Source organism: Streptomyces canus, assembly GCF_030815415.1.
In the GTDB taxonomy this organism is placed as follows: Bacteria; Actinomycetota; Actinomycetes; order Streptomycetales; family Streptomycetaceae; genus Streptomyces; species Streptomyces canus_F.
Genome location: NZ_JAUSWW010000001.1, coordinates 988,072 through 1,010,524, shown reverse-complemented (window position 1 = coordinate 1,010,524; position 22,453 = coordinate 988,072). Strand labels below are relative to the sequence as shown.

Genomic DNA, 22,453 nt, shown 5'->3' with positions numbered 1-22,453 from the left:
GGATTGTGAGCGGTCACAACGTGGGCGTCAAGAGACCGTAACCGGGGGGTTATCACCCCGGTACATTCGGCGGCGCGGCCCATCCTCACCGCCCCGAGGGTGAATTCGCAGATCAGCTCCACGAGAACCAGCCGCAGGACCGAACCATCCCGGAAGGGGAATCGCGTTGACCGCTGCCGTCGAAGCTGCCGAGGTGTCCCGGCTCTGGTCGCATCCGGAACTCGGCCTGCACGCCGTCATGGACGCGACCGGCGCGGTGCGACTGGGCAGACCGGGCCAGGACTGGGCCGGCCTGGTCCCCCTGGTCGAGGTCACCGCCACCGGCCACGGACGCATGTGGTCGGGAGAACGCTTCATCGAGACGGCGATCGGTGACCGTCTGAGCTACCTGAGCCATGAGACGGTCCAGGACGGCGGCCGGGAGCGTACGACGATCCGGCTCGCGGACTCCACGACCGGTCTGACCGCCGACGTCACCCTGGAGGCACGTCCGGGCAGCGGTTTCCTGCGGGCCCGGGTGCGCCTGGCCAACGAGGGCGGCACAGCGCTCCGCCTGGAGAGCGTCTCCACACTGACCCTCGGCGGCATCGTCGACGTGGACGGCGGTCTCGGCGACCTGACCCTGCACTGGGCGGACAACGACTGGCTCGCCGAATGCCGTTGGCGCCAGGACGCCTTCCGCAATCGGGTGGTCCCGCTGAGCCGGTCCGCCCACGGCCACGAAGGCCGGGGCTGCTTCGAGCGGTACTCGCAGGGAAGCTGGTCCACCGGCCGCCACCTCCCCGTGGCCGGCCTCACCGACAGCGCGGGCCGCGCCTGGCTGTGGCAGATCGAGTCCAGCGCGGGCTGGCGCTTCGAGACCGGCGAGCGCGAAGGCGCCGCCTACGTGGCACTGTTCGGCCCCGACGACGCCCACCACCAGTGGCACCACACCCTCGCCCCCGGCGAGGAGTTCCACACCGTCCCGGCCGTCCTGGTCCACACGGAGAGCGGCGGACTGGACGCGGCCTTCGGCGAACTGACCGACTACCGCCGCAGCATCCGCCGCGATCACCCCGACCGCCTCGCGCTGCCGGTGATCTACAACGACTACATGAACACCCTGATGGGCGACCCCACCACGGAACGGCTCCTGCCGCTGATCGAGGCGGCGGGCGCGGCCGGTGCCGAGGTGTTCGTGATCGACGCGGGCTGGTACGACGACGACGCCCAGGGCTGGTGGGACGCCGTCGGCGCCTGGGAGCCCGCCGCCCGCCGCTTCCCGGGCGGTCTGCCGGAGGTCCTGGACGCCATCAGAGCGCACGGGATGACCCCGGGACTCTGGCTCGAACCCGAAGTCGTCGGGGTACGCAGTCCCCTGGCCGGCACGCTGCCGCCCGAGGCGTTCTTCCGGCGCGGTGGTCTGCGCGTCACCGAACACGGGCGCCACCACCTGGACCTGCGTCACCCGGCCGCCCGCGCCCACCTCGACGAGGTCGTGGACCGGCTGGTCGGCGAGTGGGGCGTCGGGTACCTGAAGCTCGACTACAACATCAACATCGGCCCCGGCACGGAGAACGGCTCCGAGAGCCCGGGCGCCGGTCTGCTCGGGCATCACCGCGCCCACCTCGACTGGATGGCCGCGCTCCTCGACCGGCACCCCGATCTCGTCCTGGAGAACTGCGGGTCGGGCGGCCTGCGCATGGACTACGCGCAGTTGGCCGTGGCCCAGCTGCAGTCCACCAGCGACCAGCAGGACCTCCTGCGCTACCCGCCCATCGCCGCCGCGGCCGCCACCGCCGTGCTACCGGAGCAGGCCGCGGTCTGGGCCTACCCCCAGCCGGACCACACCCTCGACGAGATCGCCTTCACCCTCACCGGGGCGCTGCTCGGCCGCGTCCACCTGTCCGGCTTCATCAATCTGATGAGCGAAGAGCAGGCCGGCCTCGTCCGCTCGGCGATCTCCGTCTACAAGGAGCTCCGGCCGGAGCTCGGCGGCGCGCGTCCGTTCTGGCCTGTGGGGCTTCCCGCCTGGGAGGACGCATGGCTCGCCCACGGACTACGAGGTCAGGGCGCCACGTTCCTCACGGTCTGGAGAAGGGCACCGGGCGACGCCGGAACACCCGACCCGTCCGCCGACACCGACCGCACCCTCACCATCCCGCATCTGCGAGGCGCTCACGTACAGCCCACGGTGCTGTACCCCACGACTGCCGATGCCGCCGTGAAGTGGGACGCGGACGCGGGGCAGCTCACCGTCTCGCTGCCGCGGGAGAACACCGCCGTGCTCCTCCGGTTGAGCTCGGCCGTGGTGGACCCTTCGCCATGACGCCCCCGGGGCGTGCTGCCCGTTCGGGTCTCCGAGAGGGATGTGCCGAGGTTCTTACGCCACGCCGCTCAGCGTGTCCGCGAACCGGCGGCGGGAGGCGCGGGCGGCCGGCAACACCGCCAGCGCCAGGGCGCCCAGGACCGCGGCCGCGCCGAACGCCGACAGCATGATGAGGGAGGGGCCGTGCGCGATCCCGGCCCCGATCCCGCTCGATCGGCCCTGGGCGTCGATCAACCAGTGCGCAAGGGGGAGCCCGACCGCCGTGGCGACCACCACCGCGGCGAGCGCGGTGCAACCGGTGGCCGTGACGGTGATCGCGGTGATCTGCCGGGGTGACAGTCCGATCGCCTTCAGCGCGAGCAGGTCCCGTTCCCCCTCGCGGACACTGCCGCCGATCGCGGTCAGCAGATCGACGAGTCCGATGAGGGCGAGGACGCCGAGCAGACCGACCACGACGGCGCGCAGCGGCGGCAGACCGTCGGCGGGGTTCGCCACGACATGCACGTCCAGTTGTCCGCGACCGGCCGAGGCCGCCAGGTCGGTGGCGACCTGGTGCGGCTCGGCACCGGCCCGCAGCCGGATCTGGTAGAGCATCGGCCTGAGCGTCGGGTCGTTCTCCTGCAAGGTGTCGAGCGAGGTGGAGATGACCCGGCCGGCGTTCTCGGGTTCGATGCTGCGGCCCACGATGTGCAGGATCTGGGGTCGGCCGGACACGGTCATGCGCACCCAGTCGCCGACACGTACGTCCAGCAGATCCAGCAGTCCCTGCCCGGCGACCGCCTCGTCAAAACCGTGGGCGAGACGTCCCTCGGCCAGCGTGTAGGGGTACGGATCCTCACGGGTGCCGAGGCCGCGCAGGGCGATCGTGGCCGTCTGGCCCGGTACCAGGGCCGCCACCTCGACGCCCGGATAGACGGCGGCGACCTCGGGACTGCGGGCGAGGAGTGTGCGAGTGGCCGGGTCGCTCAACGCGTCGTCGGCACGGACGGTGAGGGCGGCCGCCAGCCCCATCTGCTCCGGTCTGCTGTGGAAGCGGTCGATGGTCGTCCACGCGCTCATCGCCACCACGATCAGCAGCAGCGGCAGGGCGAGACGGGCGATCGTGGCCAGTGAGCGCGCGCGGCGCGTGAACGCCTTGTGCCAGCCGAGGACCAGCGCGGGCGGCAGCCGCAGGCCGAGGGCGCGGCGCGCGGGGCCCGACAGGCGTCCGGCGGCCGGTGCGGCGGTCCGCGGCACCGGGACCGGTGGCACCCGTCCTGCCCGCCAGGCCGCGAGCCCGGTGGTCGCCGCGATGAAGAGCACCACGCCCACCGGCACCGCGACCAGTGTCACGGCATGCCCCGGCAGCCCCTGCCACATGGCGACCGCGTCGCCGAGGCGCCCGGGCATCCGGCTGCCCAGTGCCTGCGTGAGCGTCGCCGCGGCCACGGCACCCAGCAGTGCGTACGCGAGGTGCTGGAGCAGGAAGACACGGACCACCTGGCCCGGTGTGAAACCGATCGCCTTGAGGACCGATATGTCCCGCAGATGGCCTCGGATGCGGGTGCCGATGGCCCCGTGCACGGCGAGACCGGCTGCGACCAGCGCGCCGAGGCCGAACAGGCCCAGTATCTGGCCGAGCAGCCGATCGTCGCCCTGTGCCTCGGACTGGGCCTGCCGCCAGGTGGAGACCTCGCCGACGGCACCGGCACCGAGCACGGTGACGGCGCGCTGGACGGCGTAGTCGGTGTCCTCGGGGTCGGTCAGGCGCAGTCCGATCACCTGGCCCTCGGAGCCGGCGTGCGGTACGGCGGACGGGAGCGCCCAGACCACCCCCGACCGCTCGCCTCGGCGGTACTGCGGCTCGGCACTGTCGGCGATGCCCAGGACGGTCAGCGGGCCGGCGCCGCCGGACAGTGTCAGCGCGTCTCCCGGCTCGGCCAGCAGCGCCCGCGCGAGGCTCTTCTCCAGCACCACGCCGTCGGGTGTCGCCGGGTCCAGCCAGCGACCCGAGGTCAGCAACGGGCGGCCGATCGCGGGCTGTTCGGTCGTGCCGCGCAGTTCGACGGAGGCGCGGGAGCCACGGGAGGTGACGGTGGCGGAAGCCGTGGGATAGGGGCCCGCGACGGCCTCGACGCCGTCCAACCGGGCGAGATCGGACACCTTGGCGGAGGGTTCCGTGTGGATCCACACATGTGCGCCCCGGGACTGCGTGAAGACCCGCTGCCAAGGGTTGGTCGCGTAGCCGAAGAGCGCCGCCGCCAGCAGCAGGGAGGTGACGATGCCGACGGTGGCGAGTACCAGGAACAGTGCCTCGCCGCGATGCGTCCGCAGGTCCGAATGCGCCCAGCGCAAGGTGGCTCGCATCGGTCAGTCCTTCAGCTGGAGCACGGCGGAGGCGTCCGTGCTCGGCGACGGCGTGCCGTCCAGCCGTGCGTCGTCGGCTATCCGGCCGTCGAAGAAGCTGATCACCCGGTCCGCTGCGCTCGCCAGCCGTGCGTCGTGCGTGACCAGGAGGATGGTCTGGCCGCGCTGGTGGAAACGGGACAGCAGCCGCATCACCTCGCGGGTGCCCTTGCTGTCCAGGCTGCCCGCGGGCTCGTCGGCGAGCAGCAGCGGCGGATGGTTGACCAGCGCCCGGGCCAGCGCCACCCGCTGCTGCTCGCCGCCGGACAGCTCGCCCGGCATGCTCCGCTCCTTGCCCGTGAGACCCAGCTCGGTCAGCAGCTCGTCCCGCTCCGCGCGCGCCTGCTTGGGGGAGACCCCGGCCAGCAGCGCGGGCAGCTCGACGTTGTCCGCGACCGACAGGTTGGAGACCAGGTTGAAGAACTGGAAGACGATGCCGATCCGACGCCGGCGTTGCACGGCCCACCGCGCCTCGCTGTAGGCGTCCGCGCGCTCGCCGTTCAGCCAGATGCTGCCGCTGTCCGGTCGCTGGAGTCCGCCGAGCAGATGCAGCAGGGTTGACTTGCCGGCGCCGGAAGGACCGGTGACGGCGACGAATTCGCCCTGCCGCACACACAGATCCACTCCGCGTACGGCGTGCGCGGGCGCACCCTCGCCGTGGTGGGTCTTGACGAGGCCTTCGGCGCGCAGCACAGGAGTGGGGGTGTCGCTCATTCCGGCTCCTCCAGTTCCTCCTGGCAACGCTCCAGCCAGTCGAGGTCGGCCTGGAGGTGCAGCATGGCGCCTTCGACCAACAGATGGGCGATCCGGTTGTCCCGGTTCTCGGCCGTGACGAGCTTCGACAGGTTGCGCATGGTGTTCAGGTAGTGGCGTCGCTGCTTGTTGATCAGGTCTATCTGGTCGGCGAGACCGGTCTGCGGGGCGAGCGCGAACTTCATGAAGAACTCGTCCCGCACCCGCGGTTCGTCGGCCGTGTCCTCGTACCAGGCGAGCAGCGTCTCCTGCCCGGCGTCGGTGAGGCGGTAGATCTTCTTGTTGGGCCGACTCGACTGCTCGACCTCTTCGCCCTCGATCAGTCCCGACTTCTCGAGGCGGCCGAGGGTCACGTAGATCTGGCCGATGTTCGGCTGAGGGTACGCGGCACCCAGCAGTTGCTCAAGGTCCTGCTTGAGCTCGTAGCCATGGGCCGGGCCGCGTGCCAGCAGTGCCAGGAGGGGCAGGCGCACTCGTGCTGTCCTCCTCGCAGCCTCGTAGTGTGGTCCAGGCCCTAGTATCGCCCATACCTAACGGGTATACATGGCCACTGATTCCGGGCGAGGGAGCCCAGCGCCGGTGTACAGGGAGGAACCTATGCGGTGGATACGCGCCGCCGGTAGGGGCCTTCTCGTCCTCGCGGTGGTCCTGGCCGGTTACGGCGGGAGCGGTGCCCGTGCCGACGGGGGGTCCCAGGGCCGTGGACCACTGACTCTGGCCACGGGCGGCGACCTGACCGGCTACCTCGGCTCGCTCCTCCAGGGCTGGAACCGCGCCCATCCATCAGAGCGGGTCACCCTTGTCGAACTGCCGGACTCCCCGGACGAGACCCGCGCCCAGATGATCACCGACCTGCGCGACGGGGACCACGGCCGCTTCGACGTTCTCAACATCGACGTCGCCTGGACCTCGGAGTTCGCCGCCGCCGACTGGATCCGCCCGCTGCCGCGCGACCGTTTCCCGCTGGGCAGTTTCCTCCCGCCGGTCGTGGACACGGCGACGTACGACGGACAGCTGTACGCCGTCCCGTACGTCACCAATGCGGGCCTGCTTCTCTACCGCAAGGACATCCTCGCCGCGGAGGGCGTCCCGGCGCCCCGTACCTGGGCCGAGCTGGAGCGCGACGCGAAGACGATCGCGCCCAGGCACGGACTCGACGGCTACGCGGGCCAGTTCCTGCCCTACGAGGGACTCACCGTCAACGCGGCCGAGGCCGTGTACTCGGCGGGGGGCACGATCCTCGGTGACGAGGGCGACCGTGTCACCGTCGGCTCGGCTGCCCGGGAGGGTATCGGGTTCCTCGCCCGCGGCGTCCGGGAGGGCTGGGTGCCCAAGGAGGCGCTGACGTACACGGAGGAGGAGTCCAGGCGGGCGTTCCAGGACGGGCGGCTGCTCTTTCTGCGGAACTGGCCCTACGCGTACGTCAGCGCGTCCGCCGCGGGTTCCGCGGTCGCCGGCAAGGTCGGCGCCGTGCCTCTGCCGGGTCCCGACGGGCCCGGAACCAGTGTGCTCGGCGGCTCCAACCTGGCCGTCACGACCCATGCCGCGCATCCGGAGACCGCCGCGCGCCTGATCGCCTACCTCACCGGTGAGGGAGTCCAGCGGCAGGTCCTCCTGAAGGGTGCGCTGCCTCCCGTACGTGCGGATCTGTACGAGGATCCGGACCTGGTGCGGAAGTTCCCGTACCTGCCGACCCTGCGCGCCAGTGTCCTCACGGCCGCGCCGCGCCCGAAGAGCCCCCGCTACGACCAGGTCAGCCTGGTGGTGCAGGCGGTCGTCCACGACGCGATGACCGGGCACACGACTCCCGCGGCGGCCGTGCGACGGCTGGCCAGGGAACTGGCGGAGATCGCCCGCCGCGGCTGAGAGCTCTCCCGCCCTCCCTCCCTCCTACCTACATGTTAGGTAACGCCATGGTCTCACTCTCTGTCGCTTGGGGACCATTTATCCGTATATAGAGCCCTGTTGTCTCGATAGCTGCTACGAGTTCATTGACACCCGCCTGAAACAGATACCTAACATGCATGCATAACAGTCAGCCCGCACAGACAGGTCCATGGGGTGAGCTCCAAGCACATCGACACGCCGCAATGGTGGCGTGATGCAGTGATCTACCAGGTGTACGTCCGCAGCTTCCTGGACAGCACCGGCGACGGCGTCGGCGATCTCGCCGGAGTCCGCGCGGGGCTGCCGTACCTGAAGAAGCTGGGAGTCGACGGGATCTGGCTGAGCCCCTTCTACCCCTCACCGCAGCACGACCACGGCTACGACGTCGCCGACTACTGCGACGTCGACCCGCTCTTCGGGGACCTCGCCGAGTTCGACCTGCTGATGGCGGCGGCCCGGCGGCTGGGCATCAGGGTGCTGCTCGACATCGTTCCCAACCACTGCTCCAGCGACCACCCGTGGTTCCGCGAGGCACTGGCCTCCGAGGCGGGCAGCCCGGCCCGGGCCCGCTTCCACTTCGCCGACGGCCAGGGACCCGACGGGACCGAGCCGCCCAACAACTGGCACGCCATGTTCGGCGGCCCCGCATGGTCCCGGGTCACGGAGCCGGACGGCCGCCCGGGCCAGTGGTACCTGCACATGTTCACCCCCGAACAGCCCGACTGGAACTGGCGCGACCCCGAAGTCGGTGCCGAGTTCGACCGCGTCCTGCGCTTCTGGCTCGACCGGGGTGTGGACGGCTTCCGCATCGACGTCGCCGCCGGGCTCTTCAAACACCCCGAACTGCCCGACTCGCCCGACCCCGAGGCCGACGCCCGTACGCGTGACTCCGTCAACCCTCTCGCCTGGAACCAGCCGGAGGTGCACGGAGTGTGGCGCCGCTGGCGCGCGGTGTGCGAGGAGTACGCGGCGCGCGACGGTCGCGAGCGGCTCCTGGTCGGCGAGGTCTCGGTCCCCACAGCCCGGGAACACGCGAAGTACGTACGCCCCGACGAGCTGCACCAGGCCTTCTTCTTCGACCTGTTGAGCGCCTCCTGGGACGCTGACGCCTTCCGCAAGGTCATCTCCGAGGCCATGCAGGACATCGCGGGAACGGGTTCGACTGTCACCTGGGTCCTCAACAACCACGATCAGGTCCGCACCGTGACCCGCTACGGCGAACCGGCCCCCGAGGGCAGCGGGCTCGGCGCCGCCCGCGCCCGTGCCGCCGCCCTGCTGATGCTCGCACTGCCCGGCGGCGCGTACATCTACCAGGGCGAGGAGCTGGGACTGCCCGAGGTCGTCGACCTGCCGGACGACGTGCTCACCGACCCGATCTTCCACCGCACCGGCAGCCGCGCCCGCATCCGCGACGGCTGCCGGGTACCCCTGCCCTGGTCCGGGCAGGCCTCGCCCTTCGGCTTCACCTCGGGCGTCGAGCACGTCAAGCCCTGGCTGCCGCAGCCGGACTACTTCGCCGAGTACGCCACCGACCGGGCCCTCGCCGACACCCGCTCCTTCTGGCACCTGTACCGCGACGGCCTCCAACTGCGCTCCGCACTGCCCCAGTTGGGCGAGGGCGAGATGCGCTGGCTGGTCACCCAGCCCGGCGTCCTCGGCTTCGTCCGCGGCGACGGCCTCGTCTGCGCCGTCAACTTCGGTACGGCGCCCACGCCGGCGCCCGTCTCCGGCACCCCCCTGCTGTCCAGCGGCCCCTGCCCGGCCGGGGTGCTCCCCGGCTCCACGGCCGCCTGGTGGATCGGCGCCGACACCGATTCCTGACCCCCACACCTCCCCACCCCGGCAATCACCTTCCCCGAAGGGACATCAACGATGATGCGACGACGTACCGCCCTGCTCACCGGCTGCACCGCACTCGTCCTGGCGCTCGGCTCCACCGCCTGCGGTGGCGGTCCCGTCTCCGCCGGCGGCGGCGACCAGGCGTTCAGCGGCCAGACGGTCTCCGTGGCCGGAGTCTGGTCCGGCAGCGAACAGAAGAACTTCCAGAAGGTGCTGGACGCCTTCACCGAGAAGACCGGCGCCAAGACCCAGTTCGTCTCCACCGGCGACAACGTCTCCACCGTCGTCGGCAGCAAGATCGAAGGCGGCAACGCCCCCGACGTGGTGATGGTCCCGCAGGTCGGCGTGCTCCAGCAGTTCGCCCAGAAGGGCTGGCTCAAGCCGCTGTCCCCGGCCACCCGCAAGTCCGTCGACGCCAACTACGCGAGCGTGTGGAAGGACTACGGCAGCGTCGACGGCACCCTCTACGGCCTGTACTTCAAGGCTGCCCACAAGTCGACCGTCTGGTACAGCCCCGACGCCCTCGATGAGGCGGGCGTCCAGCCGCCGAAGACGTACGACGAGATGCTGAAGGCCGGACGGACCGTCTCCGACTCGGGCCTCGCCGCCTTCTCCGTCGCGGGCCAGGACGGCTGGACGCTCACCGACTGGTTCGAGAACGTCTACCTCTCCCAGGCCGGCCCCGAGAAGTACGACGCCCTCGCGGCGCACCGGCTGAAGTGGACCGACCGGAGCGTCATCGACGCGCTCACCACGCTCGGCAAGCTCTTCAAGGACAAGCAGCTCCTGGCGGGCGGACAGCAGGGCGCCCTCAACACCGACTTCCCGGGCTCCGTCGAGAAGGTCTTCGGACCCGAACCCGCGGCCGGCATGGTCTACGAGGGCGACTTCGTCGCCGGTGTCGCCAAGGACCAGTTCGGCAGGAAGATCGGCGAGGACGCGAACTTCTTCCCCTTCCCGCCCGTCGGCGCCGGCGAGGCGCCCGTGGTCAGCGGCGGTGACGCGGCCGTCGTCCTCAAGGACGGCAAGAACACCAAGGCCGGCATGGCCCTCCTGGAGTACCTGGCGACCCCCGAGGCCGCCGCCGTGTGGGCGAAGACGGGCGGCTTCCTCTCCCCGAACAAGGGGCTCGACCTCGCCTCCTACGGCGACGACGTCACCCGCACGACCGCCAAGTCCCTCATAGCCGCCGGGGATTCGGTCCGCTTCGACATGTCCGACCAGGCACCGGCCGCGTTCGGCGGGACCAAGGGCGCGGGCGAGTGGAAGATCCTCCAGGATTTCCTGCGCGACCCGTCCGACCCCAAGGCGACCGCGGCACAGCTGGAGACCGCCGCGGCCAAGGCCTACAAGGACTGATCGCGATGACCGCCACACTCACGAAGGTGGGCGGTCCCCCCGCCGCCGGAACCGTCGCCCACAAGCGGCGCGCCCGGCGGCGGGGGCGGACCGTCGCCCTCCTCTTCGTCCTCCCGGCCCTGCTCCTGCTCGGCGCTCTCGTCCTCTACCCGGTGTTGTTCACGGTCGGCCGCAGCTTCTTCGACGCCTCCGGGACCCGCTTCGTGGGCGGTGACAACTACACCGGGATGTTCCGCGACCCGGCCACCCTCACAGCACTCCGCAACACGATCATCTGGGTGGTCGTGGCCCCCGCCCTGCTGACGGGCCTGGGACTGATCCTCGCCGTACTCGTGGAGAAGGTCCGCTGGGCCACGGCGTTCAAGCTGCTGCTGTTCATGCCCATGGCCGTCTCCTTCCTGGCGGCCGGCATCATCTTCCGCCTCGCCTACGACGAGGACCCGGACAAGGGCGTCCTGAACGCGGCGGTGGTCGGCATCCACGACGCCTTCCAGGGCACCTCCTCCTACCCGACCGCCCGCGCCCGCGACGGGCAGGGCCTGACCCAGGGCGCCGACGGCTCGTACCGCACCAGCACGAGCGTGGCACCGGGCGACACGCTCTCTCTCGGCCTGGTCGGCGTGGCGCCCAAGGAACTGCCCCAGGACGCGCGGCCCGCCCAGGAGGCCGCCGCCCGCCGGGCGGGCGCGGACGAACTGCGCGGCGTCGTCTATCTGGACTTCACGCGCGGCGGGGGAGGCAGGCAAGGGGTGGTCGACCCCCGGGAGAGCGGACTGCCGCAGATGCGGGTGGAGGCAGTGCGCGACGGGAAGACGATCGCGAGCACGACCACCGCCGCCGACGGCTCCTTCCGCTTCACGGGCCTGGACGCGGGCTCTTACACCGTCACGCTCCCCGGCTCCAACTTCGCCCCGCCCTACGAAGGCGTCTCCTGGCTGGGCCCGGCGCTCGTCACCCCGGCGATCATCGGCGCCTACCTGTGGATCTGGACCGGCTTCGCGATGGTCCTCATCGGCGCCGGCCTGTCGACGCTGCCCCGGGACGCGCTGGAGGCCGCCCGGATGGACGGCGCCAACGAGTGGCAGATCTTCCGGCGGATCACCGTGCCCCTGCTCGCGCCCGTGCTGACTGTGGTCTTCGTGACCCTCGTCATCAACGTGATGAAGGTGTTCGACCTCGTCTACATCATCGCGCCAGGACCCGTGCAGGAGGACGCCACCGTGCTGGCCACCCAGATGTGGCTCGTGTCCTTCGGCGGCGGCAACGACCAGGGTCTCGGCAGTGCCCTCGGTGTCCTGCTGTTGCTCCTGGTGATCCCCGCCATGATCTTCAACGTCCGCCGCTTCCGAGGGAGTCAGCGATGAACCTCAGTGCGCTCCGGCGCCGGTTCGCCAACAGCGTGGTCCAGGCCGTCCTCGTGGTCGTCGGACTGATCTGGCTCACCCCGCTCGCCGGACTGCTCCTGTCGTCCCTGCGGTCCACGCAGGACACGGCCAAGGGCGGCTGGTGGACGACGTTCACCAGCCCGGGGCAGCTGTCCTTCGACAACTACGCGGCGCTGCTGGAGAACTCCGGGATCACGCGGGCGTTCTGGAACACCGTGCTGATCTCGGTGCCGACGACGATGCTCGTCGTGGTGATCGCCGCGCTCGCCGGATACGCCTTCGCGTGGCTCGACTTCCCCGGCCGCGACGCACTCTTCCTGCTCGTCGTCGCCCTGCTGGTGGTGCCGGTGCAGATCGGCCTGCTGCCCGTGGCCAAACTCTTCGGCCAGCTGGGGCTGTTCGGCACCATCCCCGGCGTCGTCCTCTTCCACGTCTCCTACGGCCTGCCCTTCGCGATCTTCCTGCTGCGCAACTACTTCGCCGAGATACCGCGGGAGATGCTGGAGGCCGCCCGCATGGACGGAGGCAGCGAGTGGCGCATCTTCATCCGGCTCGTCCTGCCGGTGGGGCGGCCCGCCCTCGCGAGCCTCGCCATCTTCCAGTTCCTGTGGGTGTGGAACGACATGCTGGTGGCGCTCCTCTTCGCGGACAGCTCGGCGCAGCCTCTGACCGTGGAACTGCAGTCGCAGATACGGCAGTTCGGCAGCAACATCGACGTCCTGGCGCCCGGCGCCTTCCTGTCCCTGATCGTGCCGGTGGTCGTGTTCTTCGCCTTCCAGCGGCACTTCGTCCAGGGGGTGATGGCCGGGTCGGTGAAGTAGGGGGTCAGCCGGCCGCACGCCCCGGCATCACCCGGTCGGTTCAGTACGATGATTCCCCGGCGACCGCGCCGACCTGCACCTCAGGAGGCGCCATGGACACCGTGGACCCGTCAGTGCGCCGGCGCCAGAAGCGTGATCGTCAGGTGGGCAATCCGGCGGCTCTGCGTATGGGCGTGCTCTGGTTCGTCCTCGGTGCCGCGGGCGCCTTCGTGCTCGCTCTGCCCGTCGCCCTGTGGTTCGACGCGCTGCGCGCGATCTCCCTCAACGCGCCGTCGGGCACCCACGTCTCCGGTGTCTCGGTCCCGCTCGTGGTCGTCGGGATGGTCGCGGGGATGCTCCTGGTGGGCCTGGGGCTGCCGGTGGGCGCCCATCATCTCGACGGCTACCGGGCCGCACGGGGCGGCGGTGGATGGGCACTGGCGATCGGCGTCGCCGTCTTCGCCCTGGGCGTCGCCTTTGCGTCGCGCGGCTGGGTGGAGGCGGACCGCGTCGGCTGGGTGGTGACGGACTACGAGCCGCCGGAGCCGTGGGGCTGGGGGCAGTGGATCCTCTACTACGCCGACCTCTGGCTGCCCGGCCTCCTGGTCATGCTCTCGATGCTGCTGGTGTGGTCGGCCGTCCGCGCCCAGCGCCGCAGTGCCGCGAGCGCCGCCACCCGGGACCGGCTGCTGACCGAGGGGATGCGGACCACCGGGACCATCAGCGAGCTGCGCATCCACCACTCCAGCGACGACTCCGGTGGGCGGCACGTCGCGGGGGCCACCGCCACGGTCACCTACGTCGACGCCGCCGGCACGCGCCGCTGGGTGACGCGCAAGTACAGCGACGCGTCCGTGCTCGTCCAGGGTGGCGCGGTGCAGGTGCTCCACGACCCTGCCCGCCCGGACGACGACGACTCGGTGTTCGTCAGCTTCATGCGGGAACCGGCCGCCCTCGACTGGGTCTGACGGGCGGCACCCGGCGGGTCGAGCGGCGCTTTCCTCGCCGGGGTCGACGAGAACCTCGGCGACTACGAGATGAAGCGCCCTCAGGAATGGCGAAGGCGCCTGGTCGCCAAGGCAGCCTCCGCGCAGGCCGGGAACCGGTCGTCGGCCGGGGCGGTCAGGCTCTGGGCCTTGATGGTGTGCGCCTTGGTCAGTCGTTCGAGCGGTCGGCGGTGACCTTGCCGGAGTCGGGGTTCACGCGCCATTCGCTGCCGGTGCCGTCGGGGGCGGTGGTGTCGGCGTCCCAGGCAGGATCCCTGCTCTCCTCGTCCAGGTCGACGGAGGTCACCGTGCCCTTGGCGGCGGCGGCCTCGGCGGCCTCCGCAGCGCTGACCGAGGTGCCCTTCAGGGCGGCACGGATCTGCGCGGTCTCGGCGGCGTCGTCACCGTCTTCGTCCTTCTCGGTGTGCGAGCCGAGGACCTTGCCGTCGGCCGGGGCCACCTGGACGCTGTGCCAGGTACCGCCGCCTGCCAGCACATCGACCTCCCACACATGGGCCGTGCCCTCGTCGTCCAGGTCGGCCGAGACCGCCGTACCGCTCGTGTGCCGCAGCGCCGCCCTGATCGCGTCCGCGGCCGTGATCTGTCCGGCCTTCGCCGCGGCGGAGTCCTGGGCCTTGTCCTCGGCGGACCCGTCCGTGGGGCGGGCGGACCGGTCCCCGTCCTGGGCGGTGCCATCGGTGTCGTCGGCGTCGTTCGTCACCGCCACGGTCTTCTTCGCCGGCCCTTCGTCGTCACCCGAGACCGCGATGGCGGCCGCGGTGCCGCCGCCGACCAGAGCGACGGCCGCGACGGCGGCGATGACGGTGTTGCGCTTCATGGGTTCCTCCAGAATGCGAACGGCTGCAACGAATGACAGAGGGCTTTGCCGACCGCAGTCGGCTGGTCCTCCTCGTCCGCTGTCGACGGGACTCAATCTGGCCGACCGACACTGAAGCAGAGCTGAAGCCCCCTGAAGGCCGCTTCAGGTTCGGTTTGCCAAGCTGAGCGCATGCGTCTGTTGATCGTGGAAGATGAGAAGCGGCTCGCGCTGTCGCTGGCCAAGGGCCTGACGGCCGAGGGGTATGCCGTGGACGTCGTCCACGACGGAACCGAGGGCCTGCACCGGGCGAGCGAGGGGGCCTACGACCTGGTGATCCTCGACATCATGCTGCCCGGCATGAACGGCTACCGGGTCTGCGCCGCCCTGCGCGCCGCCGGCCATGACGTGCCGATCCTGATGCTCACCGCCAAGGACGGCGAGTACGACGAGGCGGAGGGCCTGGACACGGGTGCCGACGACTACCTCACCAAGCCGTTCTCCTACGTCGTCCTCGTCGCCCGGGTGAAGGCGCTGCTCAGACGGCGCGGGCCCGCGGGCGGAGCCTCACCCGTGCATACGGTCGGCGATCTGAAGGTCGACACCGCGGCCCGGCGGGTGTTCCTCGCCGAGGACGAGATCACCCTGACCACCAAGGAGTTCTCCGTCCTCGAGCAGCTCGTGATGAGAGCAGGTGAGGTCGTGTCGAAGTCCGACATCCTGGAGCACGTCTGGGACTTCGCGTACGACGGCGACCCGAACATCGTCGAGGTCTACATCAGCACGCTGCGCCGCAAGCTCGGCCCGGCGCTCATCAAGACGGTACGCGGGGCCGGATACCGGCTGGAGGCCCGCCCGTGAAGCGCCGTCTCCGCTCCGTGCGGGCGCGGGCCACCCTCGCCGCGACGGTCGTCGTCGCCATAGCCCTGGTCGCGGCGGGCACCGCCGTAGTCCTCTCGCTGCGGTTCACCCTCACCGACAAGGCGGACGCCGAGGCCGACGCCGTCGCTCGTAACGCCGCCTCGGCGCTGGCGAACGGGTTCGCGTACGACCAGCTGAACCTGCCGGACGGCGACGAGAACCCCGTCGAGGTCCTGGACCGGGACGAGAAGCCCGTCGCGGTCGGCGAGGACGTCGAGGGCATGAACGTGACCGCCGCCGCCTCGGACCGGCTGAACTCCGAGACCAACGACGACGCCGACGACAGGGCGGAGGGCGATCGGGACACGGAGGACAACGACGCGCTCACCACCGGGAAGATCACCGACGAGACCTGGTACGGCGAGGGCACCGCGACCGTCGAGGGCATGACGGCGAAGTACCGGTTCGCCGCGGTCGACGTGATCACGCCGGGAGGTGTCCCGCTCACCGTCTACGCCGGCGCTCCGCTGTCCATCGAGGAGGACGCCGTCGACGTCGCGCTGACGACGATGCTTATCGGGCTGCCCCTGCTGCTGCTGACCGTCAGCGGGGTGACGTACGTCGTCACCAGACGGGCGCTGCGCCCGGTCGAGGGCATCCGCGCCGAGATGGCCGCCATCATGGCCTCCGAGGACCTGTCACGGCGGGTCCCCGAGCCGGGCACCCACGACGAGATCGCCCGTCTGGCCATCACGACGAACGAGACCCTCGCCGCCCTGGAGACCTCGGTCGCACGGCAGCGCGCCTTCGTCGCCGATGCCTCGCACGAGTTGCGCAGCCCCATCGCGTCCTTGCGCACCCAGCTCGAAGTGGGCGCCGCGCACCCGGAGTTGCTGGACCTGGACGGGGCTGTCGAGGACACCGTACGACTGCAGAGCCTCGCTGCCGACCTGTTGCTGCTCGCCCGCCTGGACGCGGGAGAGCGGCCCCCACCGGACGCCCGCTTCGACCTGGCGAGGGTCGTGGCGCAGGAAGTGGCCTCCCGGGACGGAGTGACCCTCGACAGCGTCCCGTCCGTGGAGGTGCACGGCTCCCGCAGCCAGATCTGCCGTGTCCTCGGCAATCTCCTGGACAACGCGAGTCGGCACGCCCGCGATCGCGTCGCCGTCACCCTGCGCACGGCGGGCGACCAGGTGGTCCTCCAGGTCGCCGACGACGGCTCGGGCGTCCCCCTCGCCGACCGCGACCGCATCTTCGAGCGTTTCGTCCGGCTCGACGAGTCCCGAGCCCGAGACGACGGCGGCGCCGGCCTGGGCCTCGCCATCGCGAAGGACATCGCCGTACGCCACGGAGGCACGTTGACCGTCACTGACGCTCCCGGGGGAGGCGCCTTGTTCGAACTGAGGCTGAGCCGGTCGGGGGGTGGGCGATCTCGCTGAACAGGGGATCGTCACACGGAAGGCGGCGTCGCCCCGGCTCCGTCCGGTCGGCTTGGCTGCACCGGGCATGGATTACGTAAGATCGTCACGGAAACGTCCCCGACGGCCGCGTGGCCATGGGGAGTTAGGTGGCGATGTGACTCCGCTGGTGAGCCGGGCGGCAGAGCTGGAATTTCTGGACTCGGTGCTCGACCGGACACTCGGCGAGGACGGCGGTTGCTCCGTCGTGGACCTCGCCGGGACCGCGGGCATCGGCAAGAGCCGGTTGATGGCCGAGTTCTGCCGACGGGCGCAGGCCCGGGGGATGACGGTACTGCGCGGCCGGGCCAGCGAATACGAACAGCACATCCCGTACCGGCCGTTCAGCGACGCACTCGCCGACCACGACATGGAGTTGACGGATCCGGGTGCCGAGGACGCGCGCGGCGACCGGTTCGGGCTGCAACGCTCCATCGCGAAGCTGCTCGTACGCATCGCGCGGTCCGGCCCCGGCACCGGGCTCGTTGTGGCGCTGGACGATCTGCACTGGGCGGACCCGGCATCCCTGGAACTCCTCGACCACGTCGTCCGCCATCCCCCGAACGCCCCCGTCGTGATCGTCGTGGCCCGTCGCGACCGTCAGACCACGGCCTCCCTGGACGCCGCGCTCACCCGGGGCATCGACCTGGGTACGGTGCTGCGGCTGAACCTCGGACCCCTCGCCGAGCAGGCGTGCGTCGAGATCCTGGCCCCCGGCCTGGCACCCGGCACGCAGCCTGGCCGGGCCGCCGAGCTGTACGCCGCCAGCGACGGCAATCCGCTGTACTTCCTCGCCCTCCTGCAAGCCGGACAAGCGGGACGCAATGCCGGGCAGGACGCCCCACCGCACTCGGCCGGGCTCGGCTCCGTCCTGCTGGACGAACTGACCCCGCTGACCCCGGCACAGCGCCGGACCGCCGAGGCGGTGGCCGTCCTGGGCGACCGTGGCAGCACCGCCCTGCTGAGCGTGGTGACCGGCCGGGACGAGACCGAGGTCACCGCGGACCTCGGAGCACTGACCGACCGTGATCTCCTGCGTCCCGGGCCGGGCGGACGGTGGGCACTGCGCCATCCGGTGTTACGGGCCGTCGTGCACGAGAGCACCCGCCCCCTGGAACGCGTACGCATGCACCGCCTCGCCGCGGACGCGCTGGCCGCCGCGGGAGCCCCCGCCGGCGAACGCGCCCACCACGTGGAGCAGTCACTGACCGGCTGGGACCCGCACGCCGTCGCCGTACTGTCCGAAGCGGCCGAGCGCTCCGCCGCCACCGCACCCGCGAGCAGCGCCCATTGGCTCGGCGTCGCCCTCATCCACCTGCCCGACCAGCCCCAACACGCCACGCTGCGCCGCGATCTGATGCTGCGGCGGGCCCGTGCCCTGGGTGTGTGCGGAGGGCTGCGGGAGAGCCGGGACCTCCTGCACGAGGTGATCGCCATGTCACCCCCCGACGAGGCGGGGGCGCCACGAAGCGTGCGCGCCTCCGCGGTGACACTGTGCGCGGTGATGGAGCGTCACCTCGGGCGGTACGCAGAGGCGGTTGCTCTGCTGCGCCGCGAGCTCGCCCGGACACCGGGCCCCTCCGACGCCGACGCGGTGGAACTCGGTCTGGAACTCGGATCGTCAGCCCCGCATGCCACCGCCTACCCCCAGGTGCGTGCCGACGTGGCACGCACTCTCGACCTGGCCCGGTCGCTGGGCGACGAGGTCGCCCAGGCGGGCGCCCTCGCGATCGCGGCCCTCGGGGAGACCTACGAAGGCAACATGGGCGCCGCGCGGGAGGCGAGCGACCGGGCCGCCGCGCTGGTCGACGCCCTTACCGATCACGACCTCGCGGGTCTGTGCGAGCCGCTGGCCAGGCTCGGCTGGGCCGAGGCGTTCCTGGAGCGGTTCGCCGACGCCGAACGGCACGCCGATCGCGGCCTGGCCATCGCCCGGCGCGGCGGCCAGCTCTACGTCCTGCCGCACCTGCTGCTGTGCAAGGCGTACGTCCATATCCAGACCCTGCGGCTGGAGACGGCCATGGAACTCGCGGACGAGGCCGAGACGATCGCCCGTGGCATCGGCAGCGACGAACTGCTGGCCTTCGTCCTCGCCAACAAGGCGTACGCCCAGATGTTCGCCCTCCCACCGGGCGGCCAGGGCGCACTGGTGGTGGCCGAGGAAGCCGTCGCCGCAGCAGGTGCGCGTACCAACTGGTGGGCGTCCATCGCCTGGTGCGTGCTCGGCCAGGCGGCGATGCACGCAGGTGACGCGCAGCGCGCCCGGGCCGCGGTCCTGCGTGGCGGAGGCGAGAACCTGAACGCGCTCCACCCGTCCATGCGTCCGCTCATCCTGGAGACCCTCGTCACCTCCGCCATCCTGACCGGCGACACGGATGCCGCCGCGACCTGGGCGGACCGGGCCCGCAAGGAGGCGGAAGAGCTGGACCTGCCGTCGCAGCAGGCCTCGGCGCTGCGCAGCACCGCCCATTGTCGTTCCGCCGCCGGTGACACGGCAGTGGCCGCCGAGCTGTTCGAGGAGGCCGTGGACAGGACGGCCCGTGGGGGAGCGGTGCTGTGGGAAGCGTTCAGCCTGCTGCTCGGCGCACCTCTGACCGCCGTCGGCAATCCGGACCGCGCCCGCGCCATGTGGACACGGGCCCGACAGCTCGCCGAGGCCGGCGGCGCACGTCAACTGACAGGCCTGGCCGACGCGATCCACCCCCTCGTGCACGCCGCGCCCCCGGCCCAGCCTCCGGCCCCGGTGCCGGGGCTGTCCGCCCGCGAACGCGAGATAGCCGCGCTGGTCGCCGACGGCCTGACCACCCCGGCCATCGCCGCCCGTCTCTTCCTCAGCCCCCGCACGGTCGAGTCGCACCTCAGCCGCATCTACCGCAAGACCGGCGTCACTTCGCGAGCCGCCCTCGCCGTCCTCCAGACCAGGCTCGAGCTGCGCGACACGGCGAACGGGCCGATCGGGCCCACCTGATCTTCGCCGTCACCGCCTTGTCAGCAGGACACCACGCTCATGGGCGAGACGTAGAGCGCGGAGAGCACTCCGTCTCCGGCGACCTCGATCGGGGCGGGGGCTGTCGCATAGGTCAGCTCCAGGTCGAAGGGGAGCCGGCTCTGCGGAATGTCCTCGCCGACGTAGACCACCGAGAGCGAGCCCTGGCAGTCGGAGCCCCCCGGCGGCGCGGTGTCGGGGACTCTGCCGTCACGCGGGCCGACCTTGACGGAGACGACGCTGATCGGCGTGTACTGGTACTCGTAGTGGGCTGGGGTGACGGTGGTCTCCTCCCGCGTCTTCTCGACCTCGACCCAGTAGCGGGCGAACTTGACCTTTACCGCCTTGCAGGGCCTCTGGATCTCCTCCGGGGTGAAGTTCAGGCCGGAGGAGTCCAGGGTCAAGCCCCTGGACTGGTATGCGCCGCTGCTGCTGGGCAGTTCCTTGAGATAGTCGGTCAGTTCTTCGACGCTCATGCCACTGGTCTTCACGCACTCCGTGGGCGCGGTCTTCGTCGGGCTCGGCGTCGGAGTGGTCGAGTCGGGAGCGGCCGTGTAGCGAGCGAGCTCGGACGGGGAAGCGGTTCGGGCCTCCTGGGCGGTCGGCTTGTCCTCCGAACATCCCGAGACTGAGAGCAGCGCTGCCACGGCCATGGCCGGTATCAACGTGCGTACGCTTCCCATGAGTTCCCCCGCCTGCTTCGGGAACGGAGCCGTGTGCTCACAAGCAATCGACCATGCTGCCTGCCACAGCGTCACACACGCCGCCGCCACTCGCGCGCGCCACGTGCCTCTTGCGGTGAAAGGCCGTAGTGGATTGCGTAGTTCTACTGAAACAGGCCAACGACATGCTGCGCAGTCTCAGCGTCATGCCTTCCGGAGAGGGGCGACCGGCCCATTCCGCCCTCACCCTGCCCGAGTTCATGCCCGTGACGTGGTGAACTGCCCCGTGGGTCTTGCCTCATGGAGTCGCCAGCACCGCGATGAAGCCGGCCAGTGCCGCCAGCAGCCCGAGGCATGCCAGCGTGCCCGCCGTCTTCGGAGCCTTCTTCGTGAAGCGCTCCGCCATCTGGTACATCGCGGAGATGAGGAGCAGGACGGCCGTGACGTGCAACAGGACCGCCAGGCTCATCCCGATGACCACGCCGGCCCGCCAGAAGCGTCCCCAGGTCACCGCCCAGCCCATCGAGAACACGATCGCCGCCGTCAGCCCGCCGACGAGTTCCTCCCACCACGGCCGGTTCCCCATCCACCACAGGTCGCCGAGCCAGGAGATCTCGACGTCGAGGAGGTCGATGGTCGCCCAGGTGCCGAGCAGCAGGATTCCCAGGCCGGTCAGGCCCACGATCAGGCGGTAGCGCCACTGGAGCCACCTCGGCCAGTCCGTTCCCTCGCCGCGCCACATGGTCGCCATCGCCACCGCCGACCAGATCAGCCACCGCCGGATCAGCGCGGTGCCGGCGTCCGCCAGCGCATCGCGCAGTACGCGGTCGGCTTCCGCACGCCGCACGACCTTGCCGTCGGTCGAGGTGTACTCCGGGACACCCTCCGGGTGGCTCAGTCCGTCGTGCAGCAACGTGGCCGGGAGATGCTCGCCGGTCTTCGGCACGAGCCAGGTGAGAAACGCGGGAACCGAGGCCAGGTCGGTGCGGAAAGTACCGGTCTCCCGCGGCACCAGGAGCTCGCCCAGGTGCCGGTCCCGGTACGCGATACGGCGCTGCATCATGAAGTACTCGTGGCGGCCCACGACGACCCGCTCGAGCTCGATACGGGCATCGGAGCCGGGGTCGGGCGGGACTTCCGGCTGTCCCGCCGAACCGTCGATGCCACCGTCGTAGAACCGGCGCGGCTCCTGGGCGATCGGGCCGCCTCCGCCAGACACAACCATGAGCGCCTCCCTCGTGCCGGACCGGTTCCTCTCCCCATTCCTTCCGACGGACGACGGCCGCTACTCGCCTTCCGCGTGGTCAGTCACCCAGAAGTGTCCATCGCCAGCCCTGCGCCGACTGCGCGCGAAGCCATGGTCGCCAAAGCCAGTTGAGATGGTCCCCTTGATGGGGAAGGGTCTGCGGTCATGGAGTTCTTCTGCTACCACCGTGACCGGCCCGGCTCCCTAGCGTTGCGCGAGGAGTTGCTGGAGGAGCACTGGTCCTACATGGACCGGTACGCGAAGGAGCTGATCGCTCGCGGTCCGACCTTCGCCGATGACGGTGAAACACTTACCGGCAGCGTGCACATCGTGGACCTGCCCGATCCCGCCGCCGCCCGCGCGTTCGCCTTCGACGAGCCCAACTACCAGGCCGGTGCGTACCGGGACGTGCTGCTGCGCCGGTGGCGCAACGTGCTGGGGCGCACCATGTGGGAGTTCTCCGGTGACCGGACCGATGGCAACCGGTACCTGGTGATCGGCCTCGGCGAGGGCCCGGCCGCCGATCTCGCCCTGCCGCCGGACCGGGATCAGCTGGTCGCGTACGGGCCGTTGCTGTCCGACGACGGCGACACCTGGCTGGGTACGGCGGTGCTGCTCATGGCCCCGGATCCGGACACGGCACGCGCCGTCCTGACTCCGGAGCGGTACGCGGCCATCGAGGTCCACGACTGGGAGTTCGGCGGGCGTCGATGAGCCACGTG

The 22,453-nt window shown here is 70.9% G+C and carries 17 protein-coding genes; 11 read left to right on the top strand and 6 right to left on the bottom strand.

Translation table 11 applies throughout. The features are described 5' to 3' along the window. Positions 1-238: 238 nt before the first annotated feature. On the top strand, positions 239-2,308 hold the full coding sequence (locus QF037_RS04765; protein WP_373463940.1) for an alpha-galactosidase: 2,070 nt from the start codon (positions 239-241) through the stop codon (positions 2,306-2,308). 54 nt (positions 2,309-2,362) lie between these two features. On the opposite strand, the gene QF037_RS04760 is transcribed toward QF037_RS04765, so the two are convergent. From QF037_RS04760 to QF037_RS04750, 3 genes are read right to left on the bottom strand one after another with little or no spacing between them, the layout of a single operon-like run. Beyond that, the gene (locus QF037_RS04760; protein WP_307022111.1) at positions 2,363-4,654 is read right to left on the bottom strand and encodes an ABC transporter permease; all 2,292 of its coding nucleotides are present in this window, start codon (positions 4,652-4,654) and stop codon (positions 2,363-2,365) included. 3 nt (positions 4,655-4,657) lie between these two features. Next, the gene (locus QF037_RS04755; protein WP_307022108.1) at positions 4,658-5,407 is read right to left on the bottom strand and encodes an ABC transporter ATP-binding protein; all 750 of its coding nucleotides are present in this window, start codon (positions 5,405-5,407) and stop codon (positions 4,658-4,660) included. Then, a complete protein-coding gene (locus tag QF037_RS04750) occupies positions 5,404-5,919 on the bottom strand; it encodes a PadR family transcriptional regulator (RefSeq protein WP_266818932.1) in 516 nt (171 codons plus the stop codon). The genes QF037_RS04755 and QF037_RS04750 overlap by 4 nt, the downstream gene beginning before the upstream one ends. 124 nt (positions 5,920-6,043) lie before the next feature. On the opposite strand from QF037_RS04750, the gene QF037_RS04745 reads away from it, so the two are divergent. From QF037_RS04745 to QF037_RS04720, 6 genes are all read left to right on the top strand, one after another. Beyond that, positions 6,044-7,312: an ABC transporter substrate-binding protein gene (locus QF037_RS04745; protein ID WP_307022105.1), complete on the top strand. Its 1,269-nt coding sequence runs from the start codon at positions 6,044-6,046 to the stop codon at positions 7,310-7,312. Positions 7,313-7,507: 195 nt separating this feature from the next. Continuing rightward, on the top strand, positions 7,508-9,154 hold the full coding sequence (locus QF037_RS04740) for a glycoside hydrolase family 13 protein (protein ID WP_307022102.1): 1,647 nt from the start codon (positions 7,508-7,510) through the stop codon (positions 9,152-9,154). 51 nt (positions 9,155-9,205) lie between these two features. Continuing rightward, positions 9,206-10,531, top strand: coding sequence for an ABC transporter substrate-binding protein (locus tag QF037_RS04735; protein WP_307022100.1), 1,326 nt, complete (start codon positions 9,206-9,208; stop codon positions 10,529-10,531). A gap of 5 nt (positions 10,532-10,536) precedes the next feature. Continuing rightward, positions 10,537-11,895, top strand: a complete 1,359-nt coding sequence (locus QF037_RS04730) for an ABC transporter permease (protein ID WP_307022098.1) — start codon at positions 10,537-10,539, stop codon at positions 11,893-11,895. Continuing rightward, positions 11,892-12,737, top strand: coding sequence for a carbohydrate ABC transporter permease (locus QF037_RS04725; RefSeq protein ID WP_307022096.1), 846 nt, complete (start codon positions 11,892-11,894; stop codon positions 12,735-12,737). The genes QF037_RS04730 and QF037_RS04725 overlap by 4 nt, the downstream gene beginning before the upstream one ends. A gap of 92 nt (positions 12,738-12,829) precedes the next feature. Next, complete coding sequence (locus tag QF037_RS04720) at positions 12,830-13,684, top strand: DUF3592 domain-containing protein (RefSeq protein ID WP_307022094.1); 855 nt, start codon at positions 12,830-12,832, stop codon at positions 13,682-13,684. Between the two features lie 187 nt (positions 13,685-13,871). On the opposite strand, the gene QF037_RS04715 is transcribed toward QF037_RS04720, so the two are convergent. Continuing rightward, positions 13,872-14,540 carry a PepSY domain-containing protein gene (locus QF037_RS04715; protein ID WP_307022092.1) on the bottom strand — a complete coding sequence of 223 codons (669 nt, stop codon included), beginning with the start codon at positions 14,538-14,540 and terminating at the stop codon, positions 13,872-13,874. 171 nt (positions 14,541-14,711) lie between these two features. On the opposite strand from QF037_RS04715, the gene QF037_RS04710 reads away from it, so the two are divergent. The 3 genes from QF037_RS04710 (at position 14,712) to QF037_RS04700 (ending at position 19,805) form a co-directional block, all read left to right on the top strand. Continuing rightward, positions 14,712-15,380 carry a response regulator transcription factor gene (locus tag QF037_RS04710; RefSeq protein ID WP_307022090.1) on the top strand — a complete coding sequence of 223 codons (669 nt, stop codon included), beginning with the start codon at positions 14,712-14,714 and terminating at the stop codon, positions 15,378-15,380. Further along, positions 15,377-16,819 carry a sensor histidine kinase gene (locus QF037_RS04705; protein ID WP_307022089.1) on the top strand — a complete coding sequence of 481 codons (1,443 nt, stop codon included), beginning with the start codon at positions 15,377-15,379 and terminating at the stop codon, positions 16,817-16,819. Before QF037_RS04710 ends, QF037_RS04705 begins: the two co-directional genes overlap by 4 nt. Positions 16,820-16,955: 136 nt before the next feature. After that, positions 16,956-19,805 (top strand): ATP-binding protein, encoded by a 2,850-nt coding sequence (locus tag QF037_RS04700; protein WP_307022087.1) that lies wholly within the window; start codon positions 16,956-16,958, stop codon positions 19,803-19,805. A 20-nt stretch (positions 19,806-19,825) separates the two neighbouring features. On the opposite strand, the gene QF037_RS04695 is transcribed toward QF037_RS04700, so the two are convergent. Beyond that, entirely contained in the window at positions 19,826-20,299 is a 474-nt protein-coding gene (locus QF037_RS04695) for a hypothetical protein (protein WP_307022085.1), read from the bottom strand. A 484-nt stretch (positions 20,300-20,783) separates the two neighbouring features. Continuing rightward, positions 20,784-21,710, bottom strand: coding sequence for a DUF1353 domain-containing protein (locus QF037_RS04690; RefSeq protein ID WP_307022083.1), 927 nt, complete (start codon positions 21,708-21,710; stop codon positions 20,784-20,786). Positions 21,711-21,896: 186 nt separating this feature from the next. Here QF037_RS04690 and QF037_RS04685 point away from each other — a divergent pair, with 186 nt between their 5' ends. Further along, complete coding sequence (locus QF037_RS04685; RefSeq protein ID WP_307022081.1) at positions 21,897-22,445, top strand: YciI family protein; 549 nt, start codon at positions 21,897-21,899, stop codon at positions 22,443-22,445. Positions 22,446-22,453 lie beyond the last annotated feature (8 nt).

Coding starts and splice junctions, on each gene's coding strand:
- QF037_RS04765 (WP_373463940.1), top strand. CDS start 239: ATGGACGCGACCGGCGCGGTGCGACTGGGCAGACCGGGCCAGGACTGG.
- QF037_RS04760 (WP_307022111.1), bottom strand. CDS start 4,654: ATGCGAGCCACCTTGCGCTGGGCGCATTCGGACCTGCGGACGCATCGC.
- QF037_RS04755 (WP_307022108.1), bottom strand. CDS start 5,407: ATGAGCGACACCCCCACTCCTGTGCTGCGCGCCGAAGGCCTCGTCAAG.
- QF037_RS04745 (WP_307022105.1), top strand. CDS start 6,044: ATGCGGTGGATACGCGCCGCCGGTAGGGGCCTTCTCGTCCTCGCGGTG.
- QF037_RS04735 (WP_307022100.1), top strand. CDS start 9,206: ATGATGCGACGACGTACCGCCCTGCTCACCGGCTGCACCGCACTCGTC.
- QF037_RS04730 (WP_307022098.1), top strand. CDS start 10,537: ATGACCGCCACACTCACGAAGGTGGGCGGTCCCCCCGCCGCCGGAACC.
- QF037_RS04725 (WP_307022096.1), top strand. CDS start 11,892: ATGAACCTCAGTGCGCTCCGGCGCCGGTTCGCCAACAGCGTGGTCCAG.
- QF037_RS04720 (WP_307022094.1), top strand. CDS start 12,830: ATGGACACCGTGGACCCGTCAGTGCGCCGGCGCCAGAAGCGTGATCGT.
- QF037_RS04715 (WP_307022092.1), bottom strand. CDS start 14,540: ATGAAGCGCAACACCGTCATCGCCGCCGTCGCGGCCGTCGCTCTGGTC.
- QF037_RS04710 (WP_307022090.1), top strand. CDS start 14,712: ATGCGTCTGTTGATCGTGGAAGATGAGAAGCGGCTCGCGCTGTCGCTG.
- QF037_RS04695 (WP_307022085.1), bottom strand. CDS start 20,299: ATGAGCGTCGAAGAACTGACCGACTATCTCAAGGAACTGCCCAGCAGC.
- QF037_RS04690 (WP_307022083.1), bottom strand. CDS start 21,710: ATGGTTGTGTCTGGCGGAGGCGGCCCGATCGCCCAGGAGCCGCGCCGG.
- QF037_RS04685 (WP_307022081.1), top strand. CDS start 21,897: ATGGAGTTCTTCTGCTACCACCGTGACCGGCCCGGCTCCCTAGCGTTG.